Source organism: Pseudomonas sp. TE4620 (assembly GCF_056279045.1).
Genome location: NZ_JBWBQO010000001.1, coordinates 4,067,440 through 4,086,635, shown reverse-complemented (window position 1 = coordinate 4,086,635; position 19,196 = coordinate 4,067,440). Strand labels below are relative to the sequence as shown.

The 19,196-nt window shown below is 63.0% G+C and carries 16 protein-coding genes; 11 read left to right on the top strand and 5 right to left on the bottom strand.

Features of this window, described 5'->3' with window-relative positions; all coding sequences use genetic code 11:
- Positions 1-4 precede the first annotated feature (4 nt).
- The 4 genes from ACZ9A3_RS18860 (at position 5) to lpxC (ending at position 4,417) form a co-directional block, all read left to right on the top strand.
- The gene (locus tag ACZ9A3_RS18860) at positions 5-874 is read left to right on the top strand and encodes a cell division protein FtsQ/DivIB (RefSeq protein ID WP_038998876.1); all 870 of its coding nucleotides are present in this window, start codon (positions 5-7) and stop codon (positions 872-874) included.
- Positions 875-889: 15 nt separating this feature from the next.
- A complete protein-coding gene (ftsA, locus tag ACZ9A3_RS18855) occupies positions 890-2,149 on the top strand; it encodes a cell division protein FtsA (RefSeq protein WP_010220793.1) in 1,260 nt (419 codons plus the stop codon).
- Positions 2,150-2,205: 56 nt separating this feature from the next.
- Complete coding sequence (ftsZ, locus tag ACZ9A3_RS18850) at positions 2,206-3,393, top strand: cell division protein FtsZ (protein WP_045197340.1); 1,188 nt, start codon at positions 2,206-2,208, stop codon at positions 3,391-3,393.
- 112 nt (positions 3,394-3,505) lie between these two features.
- On the top strand, positions 3,506-4,417 hold the full coding sequence (gene lpxC, locus ACZ9A3_RS18845) for a UDP-3-O-acyl-N-acetylglucosamine deacetylase (RefSeq protein WP_028943297.1): 912 nt from the start codon (positions 3,506-3,508) through the stop codon (positions 4,415-4,417).
- Positions 4,418-4,544: 127 nt separating this feature from the next.
- Here lpxC and ACZ9A3_RS18840 read toward each other — a convergent pair whose 3' ends face one another.
- Positions 4,545-5,012: a DUF721 domain-containing protein gene (locus ACZ9A3_RS18840; RefSeq protein WP_476252996.1), complete on the bottom strand. Its 468-nt coding sequence runs from the start codon at positions 5,010-5,012 to the stop codon at positions 4,545-4,547.
- Between the two features lie 284 nt (positions 5,013-5,296).
- Between ACZ9A3_RS18840 and secA the strand changes: the two genes are divergently transcribed.
- From secA to ACZ9A3_RS18820, 4 genes are all read left to right on the top strand, one after another.
- The gene (gene secA / locus ACZ9A3_RS18835; protein ID WP_045197346.1) at positions 5,297-8,029 is read left to right on the top strand and encodes a preprotein translocase subunit SecA; all 2,733 of its coding nucleotides are present in this window, start codon (positions 5,297-5,299) and stop codon (positions 8,027-8,029) included.
- 126 nt (positions 8,030-8,155) lie between these two features.
- A complete protein-coding gene (gene argJ / locus ACZ9A3_RS18830) occupies positions 8,156-9,373 on the top strand; it encodes a bifunctional glutamate N-acetyltransferase/amino-acid acetyltransferase ArgJ (protein ID WP_045197349.1) in 1,218 nt (405 codons plus the stop codon).
- Between the two features lie 81 nt (positions 9,374-9,454).
- On the top strand, positions 9,455-10,087 hold the full coding sequence (locus tag ACZ9A3_RS18825) for a glutathione S-transferase (protein WP_093379836.1): 633 nt from the start codon (positions 9,455-9,457) through the stop codon (positions 10,085-10,087).
- Positions 10,084-11,028: a Nudix family hydrolase gene (locus ACZ9A3_RS18820; protein WP_045197354.1), complete on the top strand. Its 945-nt coding sequence runs from the start codon at positions 10,084-10,086 to the stop codon at positions 11,026-11,028. Before ACZ9A3_RS18825 ends, ACZ9A3_RS18820 begins: the two co-directional genes overlap by 4 nt.
- A 72-nt stretch (positions 11,029-11,100) precedes the next feature.
- On the opposite strand, the gene ACZ9A3_RS18815 is transcribed toward ACZ9A3_RS18820, so the two are convergent.
- Genes ACZ9A3_RS18815 through ACZ9A3_RS18805 form a run of 3 tightly spaced genes read right to left on the bottom strand, consistent with a single transcriptional unit; the run spans position 11,101 to position 14,645 of the window.
- Positions 11,101-11,661 carry a cob(I)yrinic acid a,c-diamide adenosyltransferase gene (locus ACZ9A3_RS18815; RefSeq protein ID WP_093379841.1) on the bottom strand — a complete coding sequence of 187 codons (561 nt, stop codon included), beginning with the start codon at positions 11,659-11,661 and terminating at the stop codon, positions 11,101-11,103.
- A 2-nt stretch (positions 11,662-11,663) separates the two neighbouring features.
- Entirely contained in the window at positions 11,664-13,676 is a 2,013-nt protein-coding gene (locus ACZ9A3_RS18810; RefSeq protein ID WP_213603336.1) for a sensor histidine kinase, read from the bottom strand.
- A gap of 51 nt (positions 13,677-13,727) precedes the next feature.
- Positions 13,728-14,645, bottom strand: coding sequence for a putative 2-dehydropantoate 2-reductase (locus tag ACZ9A3_RS18805; RefSeq protein ID WP_213603338.1), 918 nt, complete (start codon positions 14,643-14,645; stop codon positions 13,728-13,730).
- Positions 14,646-14,758: 113 nt separating this feature from the next.
- On the opposite strand from ACZ9A3_RS18805, the gene ACZ9A3_RS18800 reads away from it, so the two are divergent.
- The 3 genes from ACZ9A3_RS18800 to ACZ9A3_RS18790 all read left to right on the top strand — a co-directional run bounded on the left by ACZ9A3_RS18800 (position 14,759) and on the right by ACZ9A3_RS18790 (position 17,620).
- A complete protein-coding gene (locus tag ACZ9A3_RS18800; RefSeq protein ID WP_045197363.1) occupies positions 14,759-15,244 on the top strand; it encodes a YajQ family cyclic di-GMP-binding protein in 486 nt (161 codons plus the stop codon).
- A gap of 116 nt (positions 15,245-15,360) precedes the next feature.
- A complete protein-coding gene (locus ACZ9A3_RS18795) occupies positions 15,361-16,203 on the top strand; it encodes a mechanosensitive ion channel family protein (RefSeq protein WP_045197365.1) in 843 nt (280 codons plus the stop codon).
- A gap of 166 nt (positions 16,204-16,369) precedes the next feature.
- The gene (locus ACZ9A3_RS18790) at positions 16,370-17,620 is read left to right on the top strand and encodes an MFS transporter (protein ID WP_213603340.1); all 1,251 of its coding nucleotides are present in this window, start codon (positions 16,370-16,372) and stop codon (positions 17,618-17,620) included.
- A 24-nt stretch (positions 17,621-17,644) separates the two neighbouring features.
- Here ACZ9A3_RS18790 and ACZ9A3_RS18785 read toward each other — a convergent pair whose 3' ends face one another.
- The gene (locus tag ACZ9A3_RS18785) at positions 17,645-19,186 is read right to left on the bottom strand and encodes an AmpG family muropeptide MFS transporter (RefSeq protein ID WP_045197368.1); all 1,542 of its coding nucleotides are present in this window, start codon (positions 19,184-19,186) and stop codon (positions 17,645-17,647) included.
- Between the last annotated feature and the right edge of the window lie 10 nt (positions 19,187-19,196).

Below are 19,196 nucleotides of genomic sequence, written 5' to 3'. Positions count from 1 at the left end.
GCCCATGCAAGGCGCGATGTTACGTCATCAGCAACCCGCCCCCGGCCGTAACAAGCCGGTGCCGCGTGGTGCCAGCCGGATGGTGGCCAAGGAGCCACTGTCGGCGCGCCTTCCCAAGGCCAACTTCAGCGTGTTCAAGCGCCTGCTGTGGCCGGTGCTGCTGGTCGTCGCAGGTTTTGGCGCCTACGAAGGTGCCCAGCGCCTGATGCCATACGCCGATCGGCCGATTACCAAGATCGCCGTGCAGGGCGACCTCAGCTACATCAGCCAGCAGGCGGTGCAGCAACGGATCGCCCCCTACGTAGCGGCGAGCTTCTTCACCGTCGACCTGGCGAGCATGCGCGCGGAACTGGAGCAGATGCCCTGGATCGCCCACGCCGAAGTGCGCCGGGTGTGGCCGGATGAAGTGGTGATCCGCCTGGAAGAACAGTTGCCGGTCGCGCGCTGGGGTGACGAAGCCTTGCTCAATAACCAGGGCCAGGCCTTTACCCCGCGTGAACTGGCCAACTACGAGCACCTGCCGCAGCTGTTCGGGCCGCAGCGGGCGCAGCAAAAAGTAATGCAGCAATATCAGGTCCTGAGCCAGATGTTGCGGCCGATGGGCTTTTCGATTGCCCGGCTGGAGTTGCGCGAGCGCGGCAGCTGGTTCCTGACCACCGGTGCCGGTAGCGCCGGGCCAGGTATCGAACTGCTGCTGGGACGCGATCATCTGGTGGAAAAGATGCGCCGCTTCATTGCCATTTACGACAAGACACTCAAAGAACAGATCACGAACATCGCCCGCATCGATCTGCGTTATGCCAATGGCCTGGCTGTTGGCTGGCGGGAACCGAATGCACCGACGACGGCCCAACCCGCCGTTGCGAAGAATTAGAGAGAGGCAGGACCCATGGCAAATGCGCATAGCGGCAAAATGATCGTCGGGCTGGATATCGGCACCTCCAAGGTCGTGGCACTGGTGGGCGAAGTCGCCGCCGACGGCACCCTGGAAATCGTCGGTATCGGCACCCACCCATCGCGCGGGCTGAAGAAGGGCGTGGTGGTCAATATCGAGTCCACCGTGCAGTCGATCCAGCGTGCAGTCGAAGAGGCCCAGCTGATGGCTGGCTGCCGGATCCACTCGGCGTTCGTCGGTGTTGCCGGCAATCACATCCGCAGCCTGAACTCCCACGGCATCGTCGCCATCCGCGACCGTGAAGTCAGCGCCGCCGACCTTGAGCGCGTGCTCGACGCCGCCCAGGCCGTGGCCATTCCGGCCGACCAGCGGGTCCTGCACACCCTGCCGCAGGACTACGTGATCGACAACCAGGAAGGCGTGCGCGAGCCACTGGGGATGTCCGGCGTGCGTCTGGAAGCCAAGGTCCACGTGGTCACCTGCGCCGTCAATGCCGCGCAGAACATCGAAAAGTGCGTGCGTCGCTGCGGCCTGGAAATCGACGACATCATCCTCGAGCAACTGGCCTCGGCTTACTCGGTGCTGACCGATGACGAGAAAGAGCTCGGCGTGTGCCTGGTCGACATCGGTGGCGGCACCACCGACATCGCCATCTTCACTGAAGGCGCAATCCGTCACACCGCGGTGATCCCGATTGCCGGCGACCAGGTGACCAACGACATCGCCATGGCCCTGCGTACCCCGACCCAATACGCCGAAGAGATCAAGATCCGTTACGCCTGCGCCCTGGCCAAGCTGGCCGGCGCCGGTGAAACCATCAAGGTGCCGAGCGTCGGCGACCGTCCGCCGCGCGAACTGTCGCGCCAGGCCCTGGCCGAAGTGGTCGAGCCGCGTTACGACGAGCTCTTCACCCTGATCCAGGCCGAACTGCGTCGCAGCGGCTACGAAGACCTGGTACCGGCGGGCATCGTCCTGACCGGCGGTACCTCGAAAATGGAAGGCGCGGTAGAACTTGCCGAGGAAATCTTCCACATGCCGGTACGCCTGGGCGTGCCGCACAGTGTTCGCGGCCTTAGCGATGTGGTGCGCAACCCGATTTATTCCACCGGTGTGGGCCTTTTGACCTACGGCCTGCAGAAGCAGTCCGACGGCTTGACCCTGACCGGTATCAGCAGCAGCAACAACGGCTATGGCGATGAACCGAAGGCTCCAGCGTTCGAACGCTTCAAACGCTGGGTCCAGGGCAACTTTTAAAGTTTCAAAGCAGTAGTAGTAGGCGCAAAAACTAGAGAACTGTAAGGAGAGGGAAAATGTTCGAGCTCGTAGACAACGTCCCGCAAAGTCCGGTCATCAAAGTGATCGGCGTCGGTGGCGGCGGTGGCAACGCCGTCAATCACATGGTCAAGAGCAACATCGAAGGCGTCGAATTCATCTGCGCCAACACCGATGCTCAAGCGCTGAAAAACATCGGCGCGCGCACCATCCTGCAACTGGGTACCGGCGTGACCAAGGGCCTGGGTGCCGGGGCCAATCCGGAAGTCGGCCGCCAGGCCGCGCTGGAAGACCGTGAGCGCATCGCTGAAGTGCTGCAAGGCACCAACATGGTGTTCATCACCACCGGCATGGGCGGCGGTACCGGTACCGGTGCGGCGCCAATCATCGCCGAAGTGGCCAAGGAACTGGGCATCCTCACCGTTGCCGTGGTGACCCGGCCGTTCCCGTTCGAAGGCCGCAAGCGCATGCAGATTGCCGACGAGGGCATCCGTGCACTGGCTGACAGCGTCGACTCGCTGATCACCATCCCCAACGAGAAGCTGCTGACCATCCTCGGCAAGGACGCCAGCCTGCTGTCGGCGTTCGCCAAGGCTGACGACGTACTGGCCGGTGCCGTTCGCGGTATCTCCGACATCATCAAGCGCCCGGGCATGATCAACGTCGACTTCGCCGACGTGCGTACCGTGATGAGCGAGATGGGCATGGCCATGATGGGTACCGGCTGTGCCAGCGGTCCTAACCGTGCACGTGAAGCGACCGAGGCAGCCATCCGCAACCCGCTGCTCGAAGACGTCAACCTGCAGGGCGCTCGCGGCATCCTGGTGAACATCACCGCAGGTCCTGACCTGTCGCTGGGTGAGTACTCGGACGTCGGTAGCATCATCGAGGCCTTCGCATCCGATCACGCCATGGTCAAGGTCGGTACCGTTATCGATCCGGACATGCGCGACGAGCTGCACGTTACTGTGGTTGCCACTGGCCTGGGTGCGAAAATCGAGAAGCCGGTCAAGGTTATCGACAACACCATGCAGACCGCTGCGGCGCAGACCCCGGCTCCGGCCCCTGTACGCAACGAGTCGTCGGTTAACTACCGTGACCTGGAGCGTCCGACCGTGATGCGCAACCAGGCCCACGCCGGTGCTGCGGCTGCTGCAAAACTTAATCCGCAAGACGATCTGGACTACCTGGACATCCCGGCATTCCTGCGTCGTCAGGCCGATTAATGAAATTTATCAGGGGTATAAGGGTGATTGGTGTTCAGCAAAGGCCGGGTCTGGTATTATCCTCAGCCTTTGTTGATACCAGTTCGCAATTTGCGCTGAAGCGGCCAATGCCATGATTAAACAACGCACCCTGAAGAATATTATCCGTGCCACAGGTGTCGGCCTGCACTCCGGGGAAAAGGTTTACCTGACCCTCAAACCTGCACCTGTGGATACCGGCATCGTATTTCGCCGTGCCGACCTCGACCCCGTGGTGGAAATTCCCGCCCGCGCGGCCAACGTCGGCGAGACCACCATGTCGACGACACTGGTCAACGGCGATACCAAGGTAGACACGGTTGAGCACTTGCTCTCGGCCATGGCTGGCCTGGGCATCGATAACGCCTACGTCGAGCTCTCCGCGTCCGAAGTGCCGATCATGGACGGTAGCGCTGGGCCCTTTGTATTCCTGATTCAATCTGCCGGCCTGGAAGAACAGGACGCAGCCAAGAAGTTCATCCGCATCCTGCGCGAAGTGACAGTGGAAGACGGCGACAAGCGCGCTACTTTCCTGCCATTCGACGGGTTCAAGGTGAGTTTCGAGATCGATTTCGATCACCCGGTGTTCCGCAACCGGACCCAAAGCGCCAGCGTGGACTTTTCCAGCACCTCGTTTGTGAAGGAAGTCAGCCGCGCCCGTACCTTCGGGTTCATGAGTGACATCGAGTACCTGCGCAAGCACAACCTCGCACTCGGTGGCAGTGTGGAAAACGCCATCGTGGTCGACAAGGACGGCGTGCTCAACGAAGACGGTCTTCGCTACGAAGACGAATTCGTCAAGCACAAGATCCTCGACGCCATCGGCGACCTCTACCTGCTGGGCAACAGCCTGATCGGCGAGTTCAAGGGCTACAAGTCCGGACACGCGCTGAACAACCAGCTGCTGCGCAAGCTGATCGAGGAAACAGACGCCTGGGAAGTGGTGACTTTCGAAGATGCCAGCACGGCACCGATCTCTTACATGCGTCCGGTTGCGGCAGTGTAAGTACGAACACTCTCTTCTTTAGTTTTTTTCGGCCACCTTCGGGTGGCCTTTTTTATGCCTGTTGCCCCTGTAGGAGCGGGCATGCCCCGCGATAGCAGGCGCATCGGGGGCAAGTCGAGTCATACCCTCAAGAGTCCGCCGCATCCTTATCCCGCGCATGGCTGGCCAACCGCTCCAGCGCCGCCCGCAGCTTCGGATCGCTGATGCCTTCAGCCGTCGCCTGAATACTTTCGGCCGCCCGGCTCGACAGGTCGGCGGTGTGCCCGGCCGCGCGGCTCTGGGTGGTCGGTGGCTGTACCTTGAACACAATCCGCGTCAGGCTGGCAAAGGCTTCCAGGGTCTGCAACTGGCGTTGCAGGCGTTTTTGCTGGTAACGCAGGCGGGTGGCCCAGTGGCCGTCGGTGACGATCAACAACAGCGTGCCCTCGCGCCAGGAAGCGAGGTGGCAATGTTCGCGGGCCGCCGGCTGCAGCTGGCTGTCGAGCAGCTTCTGCAGTTGCGCCAGGCGCTGGGCCTGGCTGAACAGGGCTTTGAGCGGCCGGGCTTCGCGCAGAAGGACAGCGGGAGCGCGGGCTGGCGAGGGGCAAAAAGCCATGAAGGGACACCTGAAGTTACAGAGCTGCCATCTTAGCAGATCGCCACAGGCAGGCCCTGTTTGCGCTGCGAGGGTAAAACTTCATGTTGCAATGGCTTGAAGTTGGCGAAAAAGGCCTTATTTTATACCATGCCCCGTCAAAGCGCTGTGCCAGCATCGTGGAAATCCGCCACTTTCCTCACCATCGTTTCCGGGTAGAATGCTCGTTCGCATGCGGCCATTAGGGCTGCACGGGCGACTTACGGGGCCGCCCTCCATCCCCACGTGTGGAAGATCCTGCCGATATGTTTGCGCCTTTGTTAAAAAAACTTTTTGGAAGCAAGAACGAGCGTGAAGTCAAACGCATGCTCAAGACGGTACAGATCGTCAATGCCTTCGAAGAGCAGATGGTGGCCCTCTCGGACGAGCAGCTGCGCGCCAAGACCGCAGCGTTCAAAGAGCGCCTGGCCAAAGGCGAGACCCTCGACCAGCTGTTGCCTGAAGCCTTCGCGGTCGCCCGTGAAGCGGGCAAGCGGGTCATGGGCATGCGTCACTTCGATGTGCAGCTGATCGGCGGCATGACCTTGCACGAAGGCATGATCGCAGAAATGCGTACCGGTGAAGGCAAGACCTTGGTCGCAACCCTGGGCGTGTACCTCAATGCCTTGTCGGGCAAAGGTGTGCACGTGGTCACGGTGAACGACTACCTGGCCCGCCGCGACGCCAACTGGATGCGTCCGCTGTACGAATTCCTCGGCCTGACCGTCGGTGTCGTCACACCGTTCCAGCCGCCGGAAGAGAAGCGCATTGCCTACGCCGCCGACATCACCTACGGCACCAACAACGAATTCGGTTTCGACTACCTGCGCGACAACATGGCCTTCAGCATGGAAGAGAAATTCCAGCGCGAGCTGAATTTCGCCGTGATCGACGAAGTCGACTCCATTCTCATCGATGAAGCCCGTACCCCGCTGATCATCTCCGGCCAGGCCGAAGACAGCTCCAAGCTGTACATCGAGATCAACAAGCTGATCCCGCGCCTCAAGCAGCACATCGAGGAAGTCGAGGGCCAGGTTACCCAGGAAGGCCACTACAGCATCGACGAGAAGAGCCGTCAGGTTGAACTCAACGAAGCCGGCCACCAGTTCATCGAAGAGATGCTCACCCAGGTCGGCCTGCTGGCCGAGGGCGAGAGCCTCTACTCGGCGCACAACCTGGGCCTGCTGACCCACGTCTACGCCGGCCTGCGCGCGCACAAGCTGTTCCATCGCAACATCGAGTACATCGTCCAGGACGGCCAGATCCTGCTGATCGACGAACACACCGGGCGTACCATGCCGGGCCGTCGTCTGTCCGAAGGCCTGCACCAGGCGATCGAAGCGAAAGAGAACCTGAACATTCAGGCCGAGAGCCAGACCCTGGCCTCGACCACCTTCCAGAACTACTTCCGCCTGTACAACAAACTGTCGGGCATGACCGGTACCGCCGACACCGAAGCGTTCGAGTTCCAGTCGATCTACGGCCTCAACGTGATGGTGATCCCGCCGAACAAGCCGTTGGCCCGTAAGGACTTCAACGACCTGGTGTACCTGACCGCCGACGAGAAGTACCAGGCGATCATCGCCGACATCAAGGAAAGCATGACCCAGGGCCGTCCGGTCCTGGTGGGCACCGCGACCATCGAAACCTCCGAGCACATGTCCAACTTGCTGCAGAAGGAAGGCATCGATCACAAGGTCCTGAACGCCAAGTACCACGAAAAAGAAGCCGAGATCATTGCCCAGGCCGGTCGCCCGGGTGCGCTGACCATCGCCACCAACATGGCCGGTCGCGGTACCGACATCCTCCTGGGCGGTAACTGGGAAGTCGAAGTCGCCGCCATGGACAGCCCGACCGCCGAGCAGGTCGCGCAGATCAAGGCCGACTGGCAGAAGCGTCACCAGCAGGTGATCGAGTCCGGTGGCCTGCACGTGATTGCTTCCGAGCGTCACGAATCGCGCCGTATCGACAACCAGCTGCGTGGCCGTTCCGGTCGTCAGGGTGACCCGGGTTCGAGCCGTTTCTACCTGTCGCTGGAAGACAGCCTGATGCGTATCTTCGCCTCTGACCGGGTGAAGAACTTCATGAAGGCCCTGGGCATGCAGTCCGGTGAAGCCATCGAACACCGCATGGTCACCAACGCCATCGAAAAAGCCCAGCGCAAGGTCGAAGGCCGCAACTTCGACATTCGCAAGCAGTTGCTCGAATTCGACGACGTCGCCAACGAACAGCGTAAAGTCATCTACCACATGCGTAACAGCCTGCTGGCAGCCGACAACATTGGCGACACCATCGCCGACTTCCGCCAGGAAGTGCTCGACGTCACCGTCGCCCAGCACATTCCGCCGCAATCGCTGCCCGAGCAGTGGGACGTGGCCGGCCTGGAAGCGGCCCTGGCCAGCGATTTCGGGGTCAAGCTGCCGATTCAGCAATGGCTCGACGAAGACGACCACCTGTACGAAGAAACCCTGCGTGCCAAGCTCATGACCGAGCTGCTGGCGGCCTACAACGAGAAGGAAGAGCAGGCCAGCGCCGAAGCCCTGCGTACCTTCGAGAAGCAGATCCTGCTGCGTGTGCTCGACGACCTGTGGAAAGACCACCTGTCGACCATGGACCATCTGCGCCACGGTATCCACCTGCGCGGCTATGCGCAGAAGAACCCGAAGCAGGAGTACAAGCGCGAGTCGTTCAACCTGTTCCAGGAGCTGCTCGATTCGATCAAGCGCGACACCATCCGCGTGCTCTCGCACGTTCAGGTGCGCCGCGAAGATCCGGTCGAGGAAGAGGCCCGTCTGCGCCGCGAAGCCGAAGAGCTGGCTGCGCGCATGCAGTTCCAGCACGCCGAGGCCCCGGGCCTTGAAGCTGAACCGCAGGAAGACGGTGCTGACGTTGCCGTGGCCGCCGCGCCTGTGCGCAACGAGCAGAAGCTGGGCCGCAACGAGCCATGCTGGTGCGGTTCGGGCAAGAAGTTCAAGCAGTGCCACGGCAAGATCGACTGATCATCACGCCGTAGTACCTCGCTGACATCTGAACACCGCGCCGCGACTGGTCCTGACCGTCGCGGCGTTGTTCCATCTCAAGCGCCGGTAATCTCGTCCCGGTGCCTTTTTTCTAGGAGCGCTTTCATGGCTGTTGGTCTTGGTCCTTTGCCAACGTTGCACCCGGTTCCAGGTTTCGAACTCGGCATCGCCTCTGCGGGCATCAAGCGCCCCGGGCGCAAGGACGTGGTGGTAATGCGCTGCGCCGAAGGCTCCAGCGTCGCCGGCGTGTTTACCCTGAACGCCTTTTGCGCCGCCCCGGTGATCCTCGCCAAACAGCGCGTACAGGGTACCGTGCGCTACCTGCTGACCAACACCGGCAACGCCAACGCCGGCACCGGCGCGCCAGGCCTGGCTGCGGCCGAGCGCACCTGCGCCAAGCTGGCCGAGCTGACTGGCGTCGACGCCAGTGCCGTGCTGCCATTCTCCACCGGCGTGATCGGCGAGCCGCTGCCGGTCGAGAAGATCGAAGGCGCCCTGCAGGCAGCCATCGATGACTTGTCGGAAAACAACTGGGCCGCTGCCGCCACCGGCATCATGACCACCGACACCCTGCCTAAAGGCGCCAGCCGCCAGTTCCAGCATGACGGCGTGACCATCACCGTCACCGGCATCAGCAAAGGCGCGGGCATGATCCGCCCGAACATGGCGACCATGCTCGGTTACATCGCCACCGACGCCAAGGTGGCCCCGGCGGTGCTCAAGGACCTGATCCTCGACGGCGCCAACAAGTCGTTCAACCGAATTACCATCGACGGCGATACCTCCACCAACGACTGCTGCATGCTGATTGCCACCGGCAAGGCCGATGTCGCCGAAGTCAGCGAAGCCAGTGGCCCGCTGTTCGAAGCGCTGAAAAAAGCCGTGTTCGAAGTGTGCATGGAAGTCGCCCAGGCCATCGTCCGCGACGGCGAAGGTGCGACCAAATTCGTCACTGTTGAAGTCAACGGCGGCGGCAACCATCAGGAGTGCCTGGACGTCGGCTATGCCGTGGCTCACTCGCCGCTGATCAAGACCGCACTGTTCGCCTCCGACCCGAACTGGGGCCGGATCCTCGCCGCGGTCGGCCGGGCCGGTGTACCGGACCTGGACGTCAGCCTGATCGACGTCTACCTGGGTGATGTGTGCATCGCCAGCCAGGGCGGGCGCAGCGCCAGCTACACCGAAGCCCAGGGCTCGGCAGTCATGGCCCGTGAAGAAATCACCATCCGTATCGAGCTGGGCCGTGGCCAGTGCAGCGAAACCATCTGGACCACCGACCTGTCCCACGAGTACGTGAAAATCAACGCTGAATACCGTACTTAACCTCATCGCCGGGCAAGCCCGCTCCTACCAAACCTGTAGGAGCGGGCTTGCCCCGCGAAAAGCCCCTGATGGAGCCGAACCATGAGCTACCACCTGATCATCGGCGACAAGCTGTACTCCTCCTGGTCGCTGCGCGCCGCCCTGGCCCTTGAGCTGGCCGGTGCTACTTACGATGAAACCCTGATCAAGCTCAACCAGCCTGACACCCGCCAGCGCCTGCTCGAGCATTCGCCCACCGCCAAGGTACCGCTGCTCAAGAGCGAGCACGGGGTGATTGCCGACTCCCTGGCGATTGCCGAATACCTGGCCGAGCGTCACCCGCAAGCCAACCTCTGGCCTACCGACGTCGCTGCCCGTGCCCAGGCCCGTTCTGCTTGCGCGCAGATGCACAGCGGCTTCTTCGCCCTGCGTGGCAACATGCCGTTCGACCTTTCTCGCGATCAAGCGCTGGAAAGCATGCCGCTGGACGTGCAGGTCGATATCGACCGCATCGTCGCGCTGTGGTCCGAATGCCGCCTGGCAGCCAAAGAGGCTGGCCCTTACCTGTTCGGCAGCCTGAGCCTGGCCGATGCCTTCTTTGCCCCGATCGCCGTGCGCCTGCGCACCTACCGGGTCGAAGTGCCGGCAGATGCGGCGGCCTATATCGAGACCATCTACCAGTGGCCAGCCTTCCAGGCCTGGCAACAAGCTGGCCTGGCGGAGCGTGAAGGGTGAAACGTGTGCATGTAGCCGCCGCGGTCATCCGCGGCACCGACGGACGCATCCTGATTGCCCGCCGCGCTGACAGCCAGCACCAGGGCGGCCTGTGGGAATTTCCCGGTGGCAAGGTCGAAGACGGCGAAGCGGTCGAAGTGGCCCTGGCTCGTGAGTTGCACGAAGAGCTGGGCATCGTTGTCACTGCGGCGCGGCCGCTGATCAAGGTCAAGCACGATTACCCGGACAAACAGGTACTGCTGGATGTCTGGGACGTTAACGGCTTTAGCGGCGAACCCCATGGCGCCGAAGGCCAGCCGCTGGCCTGGGTGACTGCGCGGGAGTTGCCGGACTACGACTTCCCTGAAGCCAACCAGCCAATCGTTGCCGCCGCGCGTTTGCCAGGGCAATACCTGATTACTCCCGAGGGGCTGGAAGTCCCGCAGATGTTGCGAGGCATCCAGAAGGCCATTGCCGACGGAATCAAGCTGGTACAACTGCGTGCGCCGAACATGTACGACCCCAAATACCGCGATGTCGCGGTGGATGCGGTCGGTCTGTGCGCGGGCAAGGCGCAGTTGATGCTCAAGGGCCCGCTGGAATGGCTGGGCGACTTCCCGGCGGCCGGTTGGCACCTGACCTCTGAGCAGCTGCGCAAGTACGCCAGCAAAGGCCGGCCGTTCCCCAGGCAGCGCTGGCTGGCGGCGTCGTGTCATAACGCTGAAGAACTGGCACTGGCCGAGCAGATGGGCGTGGATTTCGTCACCCTGTCACCGGTGCAGGCGACCCAGACCCATCCGGATGCCGTGCCACTGGGCTGGGACCAGGCGCAGCAACTGATCGAAGGCTTCAGCAAGCCTGTGTATCTGCTTGGTGGTGTGGGCGCTGCCGAGCAGGAAAAGGCCTGGCAGCATGGCGCTCAGGGTGTGGCGGGGATCCGCGCGTTCTGGCCTGAGCTCTGAATTGATCGCGGGGCAAGTCCGCTCCTACAGGATCGCCACCTGTAGGAGCGGGCTTGACCCGCGATGAGGCCCTCAGGGTTTGGCCGCAGCCTGCCACAACACCTCGGCCACTCCCTGACGCCGTGCTATCAAGCGTGCCGCGACAAACAGCAAATCCGACAACCGATTGATATACGCCAGGCCCACCCCGGCCAGCGGCTCGATGCTGTTCAACTGCTGGCAGCGCCGCTCGGCACTGCGGGCCAGGCTGCGGCACACGTGGGCCTGGGCGATCAGCGCCGAACCACTGGGCAGAATGAAGTTCTCCAGCGGCCCCAGCTCTTCGTTCCAGCGGTCGATCGCCGCCTCCAGGCGCTCCACTTCAGCGCTGTTCAGTGCTTGATACGCCGGCATCGCCAGTTCCCCGCCCAGATCGAACAGCCGGTGCTGACAAGGTGCGAGTACCTCAGTGAGCTCATCCAGCCGCTGTTCGGCCAACCCGGCCAGTAACAGGCCCAACTGGCTGTTGAGGCTGTCGACCTCGCCAATCGCTTCGATTCGCGGATGGTCCTTTGGCACGCGGCGGCCATCGCCCAGCCCGGTTTCACCTTTGTCGCCGGTGCGGGTGTAAATCTTCGACAAACGAAAACCCATGCTCAAGACTCCGTTTTGCTTGGGGCAAGCGGCAGGCGCAAGGTGAAGCAAGTACCCTGGCCCGGTGCCGATTGCACTTCCATCTGCCCCTTGTGATTGTTGGTGATGATGAAATACGACACCGACAGGCCCAGGCCCGTGCCCTGGCCGATTTCCTTGGTGGTGAAGAACGGCTCGAAGGTGCGTTTGCGCACCGCTTCGGGCATGCCGATGCCGTTGTCCTCGACCTGGATCTCCGCCCACGGCGGGTTGAGCCGGGTGCGCAGGGTGATGCGCCCGGGCTCACTGTCGTCGTGGCGCAGGTGAATGGCCTGGGCGGCGTTTTTCAGCAGGTTGAGCAACACCTGTTCCAGTTCGTTGGCGGTGCACGGCACCGGGCCCAGGTTGGGGTCGAACTGGCGGACGATGGCCTGGCCCTTGAAGTCGAAGCCGATGGTCAGGTCAAAGTCGTTGCCGGCAATTTCCACCGCCTGGTCGATCAGCGCTGGCAAATCGCAAGGCGCCAACTGGCGGTTGCTGCGCCGGCTGAAGCTGAGCATGTGGGTCACTATTTTTGCCGCGCGGGCGCCGGCCTGCTGGATGCCGTCGAGCAACTGCGGCACTTCGCGGCTTTGCAGGTAGCGGTTGACGGTCGGCAGGTCGATGCCGATCTCGTCGGCCTGTTCGAGGTTCCTGGCAAGGTCCGGCGATAGCCGCCGGCGAATGTTCTGCACGTTGTGCAGGATGGCGCCCAGCGGGTTGTTGATCTCGTGGGCCATGCCCGCCGCCAGGCCGCCGACCGAGAGCATCTTCTCCGACTGCACCATCATCTCTTCCAGCGACAGGCGCTGGGTGATGTCGTCGATGCGGATCACCACGCCGCGGCCGCCACCGCCCATCAGCGGGTAAAAGGTCAGGGCATAGTGGCGGGCGTCGTCGTCCTTGGTCCAGGTTACCCGCTCGATCTTCGCCACCCGGTGCTTCTCGACGCTCTCCTTGAGCTGCGGCAAAAACGGCTTGAGGGGTTCGAAGGCAAGGAAGATCGGCTGGTTCAGCGCTTCGTCTAGCGGCGTTCCAGAGAGCGCACTGGCTTCCTGGTTCCACTGGGTGACATAGAGCTGCTCATCGAGGGCGATCAGCGCCGAGGGCATGGAGTCGATGATGCTGTTGAGATAGTTCTGAAAACCGGTGAGTTTTTTCTCGATCTTGCTGCGCACCTGGACTTCCAGCTCCAGCTTGCGGTTGGTATGACGGGTTTCTTCGGCCAGGCCCTGGGCCTGGTCGTAGGCGTCCTGGAATTCGTCGCGGGTGCGCTTGAGCTGCTGCTCGCGGGCTTCGATGCGCGAGAGCATGGTGTTGAAGGCGTCGGCCAGGCTGCCGATCTCGTCATCGTTGCCGCGCTTGGCGCGCAGGGCGTAGTTTTCTTCGCGGGTGACCTGGCGCGAGAGTTCTTCAAGCTGGTAGATCGGCTGGGTGATCAGGCGTTTGATCTGCCGGGCGATGATCATCCACAGCAGGATGCTGAACACCAGGATGCCCAGGCTGGCGGTCAGGGTGCCGGTGTAGAAGGCCATCGGCAGCTCGCTGCTGGCCACCAGCAGCAGATGGCCGGGCGGGCCGCCCGCGCGCGGCAGGCTCACCAGTTGCGTGCTGCGAAATTCGGTCAGGCGCCAGTTGTCGATGTTGCGGTAGCGCTTGGGCAACGGCAGGGCTTCGCCGTGCTGCAATTGCGCAAGTATCTTGCCGTCGCTGCCGTACAGGGCGGCGGCGCGCAGCGGGGTGTAGCTGTCGAGTTCCTTGAGCAGGGCCTTGGCGGCCTCCGGCGAATCGCTGGCCTGTTGTGCCAGTTGCGGGTTGGACACCAGCCGGCCAATGGTCTGCAGGGCCTGCGGGGCCATGCTCTCCTGGGAAATCCAGTAGGCGGCGCTGATAAAAGTCAGGTTGGCCACCAGCAGGATAGTGATCAGCAGCACCAGCAGGGCGGCCAGCAACTTCTGGCCGACCGGCAGGTTCTCCAGGCGTTCGCGCAAAGTCATGTGAAAGGCGTAGTCCCGGTCTGTAGGTGAAGGGGCAGGGTAGCGCCGTGCTCAGTCGCTGGGCAATCCGCGCGTGTTCAGGTGTTCGACCAGGCGCCGGTACAGCCGTTCCAGGTGCGGCAGCTGCCGGCCGTGGCGGCTGGCGGTGCGGCAGGCATGGCCGAGCAGGTAGTGGATTTCGGTGCGCCGGCCGTGGCGAACATCCTGGTACATGGAAGAGTAGTTGGCCGCCGTGGCATGGATCACCCGTTCCACTTCATCGACCAGGCCCTCGGCCGCTTGCGGCTGGCCGCAGTATTGCAGCAGCTCGGCAAGTTCGGCGCACAGGGTCGCGACTTCGCACTGATGCGCCTGCAGGCCGCCATTGCGACAGTCATGCAGCACGGTCAGCGGGTTGATCGCACAATTGAGCGCCAGCTTGCGCCACAGGCGGGTGAGGATGTCCGGGGTCCACTGGTGGGGAATGCCGGCTTCGCTCAGGTCATCGAGCCAGTCCGGGGCGCCGGGGTTGGCCGGATCGCCCAGCCAGTTGAAGCCGTGCCCGGCGAAATTCACCTGCCAGTCCTGCTCGCGGAACGCGCCTTCGGTGCTCGAGGCGGACACGCAGCGGGCGTGGGGTACGCGGTTGGCCACAGCTTCCTGGCTGCCCAGACCGTTCTGCAGCAGGATCAGCTCGGCATCTTTAGCCAGGCGCGGCGCCAGTTGCGCCACCGCCTGTTCGGCGTCGTAGGCCTTGCAGGCCACCAGCAAGCGGTGGATCGGCGTGTGGTCGTCGGCCAGTTGTGCGGGGATCGCCTGTAACTGCGCCTTGCCCTGTTCAACCAGGGTCAGGCCGCCTGCGGCTTCATAGGCCTGCAGCCGCGCCTTGTCGCGCAGGATCAGCCGGACCGGTTTGCCGGCGCGGGCCAGCCGGCAGGCCCAGAGGCTGCCCAGACTGCCGGCGCCGAGAATATGCCAGGTGCTGCTCATCAGCGTTTCGCAACCGTTATAATGATCCGGTATTTTAACCGTCAAACCCTGCGCGCTCCATCGCGCTCTTTCAGCAGAGCCGCGAGGGTGCCTTTATTTTTTGGAGAAAAGGTATGCCGTCGTTCGACGTGGTATCGGAACTGGACAAGCACGAAGTCACCAACGCCGTGGAAAACGCGGTCAAGGACCTGGACCGTCGCTATGACCTCAAGGGCAAGGGCAGCTTCGAGTTCAAGGAAAAGGAACTGACCGTCAACCTGACCGCCGAGGCCGAGTTCCAGCTCGAAGCGATGATCGAGATCCTCAAGCTGGCCCTGGTCAAGCGCAAGATCGACGTGCAGTGCCTGGAAGTGAAGGACGCCTTCGCTTCGGGCAAGGTCATGAAGCAGGAAGCGGTGCTCAAAGAGGGTATCGATAAAGAACTGGCGAAGAAGATCGTCGCCCACATCAAGGACGCCAAGCTCAAGGTCCAGGCCGCCATCCAGGGCGAGCAGGTGCGCGTCACCGGCAAGAAGCGCGACGACCTGCAAGAAGCGATCGCCGCCCTGCGCGCCAAAGAGTTCGGCATGCCCCTGCAGTTCAACAATTTCCGCGACTGAAGTCGCGGAGCCCGGAACCTTGGCGCCTTTTTGGCGTCCGAGGGCCGAGGTGCCGCTGAAACGTTTGCGGCAGGTCTTTTTCAGCTCTTTGCCGCTCGGCATCAGGAGAACATACGATGGATTTCAACGCTGAGGTCGACCAGCTGGTCAAGGCTTCGCAAACCTGGCTTCCGCTGATCATGGAATACGGCAGCCGCCTGTTGCTGGCGCTGCTGACCCTGGCCATCGGCTGGTGGCTGATCAACAAAGTCACTTTCCGCCTGGGCAAACTGCTGGCCCTGCGCAATGCCGACCAGGCCCTGCAAGGCTTCATCAGCAGCCTGGCCAACATCATCCTGAAGATCCTGCTGATTGTCAGCGTGGCCTCGATGATCGGCATCGAAACCACCTCCTTCGTCGCCGCCATCGGTGCCGCAGGCCTGGCCATCGGCCTGGCGCTGCAGGGCAGCCTGGCCAACTTCGCCGGTGGCGTATTGATTTTGCTGTTCCGCCCGTTCCGCATCGGTGACTGGATCGAAGCCCAGGGGGTTGCGGGTACCGTCGACAGCATCCAGATCTTCCACACCGTGCTGCGCACCGGCGACAACAAGACCGTGATCCTGCCTAATGGCAGCCTGTCCAACGGCATCATCACCAACACCAACCGCCAGCCGACGCGCAAGGTGGTGTTCGATGTGGGCGTGGACTACGACGCCGACCTGCAAAAGGCCCGCAACGTGCTGCTGGAACTGGCCCAGGACCCGCGGGTGCACCAGGACCCGGCGCCACAGGCAGTGATTTCGACCCTGGGCGACAGCTCGATCACGGTATCGCTGCGCATCTGGGTCAACACCGCCGACTACTGGGACGTGCTGTTCATGCTCAACGAGCATGCCCGTGACCGCCTCAAGGCCGAAGGCATCGACATTCCCTTTCCGCAGCGGGTAATCCGCGTGGTGCAGGAAGCGGCGGTGCAGTAACGACCGACGCCATCGCGGGGCAAGCCCGCTCCTGCACAATGCTGCAGGAGCGGGCTTGCCCCGCGATGCTTTCAGCAGTCATTACACTTGTTCACGTCTTCGCGCTACCTGCGCCCGGTGCTTTCTGGCATATAGGCTCGCTTACTTCTGTTTGCCCGGTCTTATCATGCTTACCCCCCTGATCAACATCACGCCGTTGCGGGCGTTTTGTTTCGCCATGACCCTGGCGCTGTTCGAACTGCTCACTTACCTCGCCAGTGACGTGGTAATGCCGGCGATGCCGGTGGTGGTCGGTGACCTGAACGCCAGCCCCGAATTCATTCCCCACGCGCTGAACCTCTACCTGCTTGGCGGCGTTGTCCTGCAATGGCTGATCGGCCCGCTGGCCGACCGTTACGGGCGGCGACCGCTGCTGCTGGGTGGCTGCGCGTTCTTCTGCCTGGCCTGCATCGCTACCTTCTGGGTGCAGGGCATCGAGTTGTTCAACCTGCTGCGCCTGCTGCAGGGCATCGGCCTGGGCTTTGTCGTGACCGTCAGCTACCCGGCGCTCAACGAGGCGTTCAGCGAGGCCGACGCGGTGCGGATGATGGCCTTGCTGGCCAATATTGCCTTGCTCTCGCCGCTGCTCGGGCCATTGGTCGGCACCCTGCTGCTGGAGTGGGTGTCCTGGCGCTGGCTGTTCGTGCTGTTCGGCGCGGCGGCGGTGCTGGCCTGGTTTGCCCTGTATCGGTTCATGCCGGAAACCCTTGGCGTCGAGCGCCGCGACGGCTCGCGCCTGGCGTTCCAGCCGATCCACTTGTTGCCGTTGCTGGCCGGCTACGGGCAACTATTGGCCAACCGCCGCTTTGTCGCCGGCAGTGCCGCCCTGGGCCTGGTCGGCTTGCCGCTGATCGGCTGGATCGGCCTGTCGCCGGTGCTGCTGATCCATGACGAGGGCCTGAGCACCCTGGATTACGCCCTGTGGCAATTGCCAGTGTTCGGCGGGTTGATCCTCGGCAACCTGATCATCAACCGCATCGCCGACCGCTACGCGCTGACTACCCTGGTACGGCGGGCGCTGTGGCCGTTCCTGATCGGTTTGCTGGGCATGATGCTCGGCACCTGGCTGCTGCCTTCGGTGCTGAGCCTGGTGGCCGGCCTGTCGGTGTACGCCCTGGGCCTGGGCATCGCCAACGCGGTGCTGTACCGCATGACGCTGTTTTCCAGCGAGCAGAGCAAGGGCCTGGTGTCGGCGATGCTGGGGATGATCACCATTGCCCTGCTGGGCCTTGGCGGGGCGTTGCTGGCGATGCTCGGCGCGGGTGCCAGCCTGGTGCACTTCGCCCTGGCGGCGGGCGCTGCGGGGATTCTTGCGCTATGGCCGCTGAGGGTCGTTCTGAGCGCTTCCAGCAACCTGCCAGAGGCTATCCCGGAGTAATCCCGGCGATAGCCTCAGCGCGGTTCAGGGGCGTTCTGCAACCTGATGCTCGACCGGCTCTGGCTTGCCGCGCTCCTGACGCCATTGCAGGGCGATCAGGATCAGGGTCGGCACGCCGAGCAGGGCGGTGATCAGGAAGAAGTCGTGGTAGCCGAACTTCTCGACCATGACCCCTGAATAGCCGCCGATCAGCCGCGGCAACAGCAGCATGATCGAGCTGAGCAGGGCGTACTGGGTCGCCGAGAACTTCAGGTTGGTCAGGCTCGACAGGTAGGCGACAAACGCCGAGGTGGCCAGGCCCGAGCTGAAGTTGTCCAGCGAGATGGTGACGATCAGCATCTGCAGGTTGGCGCCCATGTCGGCGAGCATCAGGAACAGGATGTTGGTCGCCGCCGACGCCACGCCGCCGATGAACAGGATCGGCAAGATGCCGAAGCGCACAATCAGCAAGCCGCCGAAACCGGCACCCACCAGGGTCATGATCAGGCCGAAGATCTTGCTGACGCTGGCGATCTGGTCCTTGGTGAAGCCCTGGTCGATGTAGAACACGTTGGCCATTACGCCCATCACCGTGTCGGACATCCGGTAGGTGGCGATCAACCCGAGCAGCAGCAGGGCCTGCCAGCGATAGCGGGTGATGAAGTCGTTGACCGGCGTCAGCACCGGTGCCAGGCCGCGGCGGCCCATGGACGACAGGCACAGGGCGGTGAGGGTGATATAGAGGATTGCGCGCAGGAAGGCGCGGTCTTCGAGCAGCAAGTCGAGCAGGCTCACGCCTTCGAACAGCACGCTGGCGAAATCGGTGTTGTACAGCTGGGTGAAGGTAGCCGGTACCGACACCAGCAGGATGATCAGCACGAACACCGACACCAGCTGGTGGGCCAGGCCGTAGCGCGCCGCCGACAGCTGGGTGCGCAGTGGCACCGGCGGTTCGCGCATCAGCAGGGTGGTGATCAGCGCCGGCAGCATCATCACGCCGAACAGCACGTAGGTGCCGGTCCAGGCCTTGTGCAGGTAGCTGAAGCCGGTTGAGCCGAAGCCTTCGGCGAAGAACAAGGCACCGGCGGTAGCCAGCAGCGCGGCAACCCGGTAGCCGGCCATGTAGCTGGCGGCCAGCGCGGCCTGGCGCTGGTCATCGGCGATTTCCAGGCGGTAGGCGTCGACAGCAATGTCCTGGGTGGCCGAGGCAAAGGCCACCAGCACCGCCAGGGCAATCAGCCAGGACAGGTGCTTTTGCGGGTCGCAGAAGCCCATGCCGATCAGGCCGATAACCACCAGGATTTGCGACAGCACCAGCCAGGAGCGGCGGCGCCCGAGTTTGCCGAGCAACGGCAGGCGCCATTGGTCGAGCAGCGGCGACCACACCCATTTGAAGGCATAGGCCAGGCCGATCAGGCTGGCATAGCCGATGGTTTCACGGGCCACGCCGGCCTCGCGCAGCCATACCGACAGGGTCGAAAACACCAGCATGTAAGGCAGGCCGGCGGCAAAGCCGAGCAACAACAGCACCAGTGTCGACGGGCTGGCATAGGCAGCGAGCGCAGCGCGCCAGGTTTTACGGGGCATGGGCCAACAT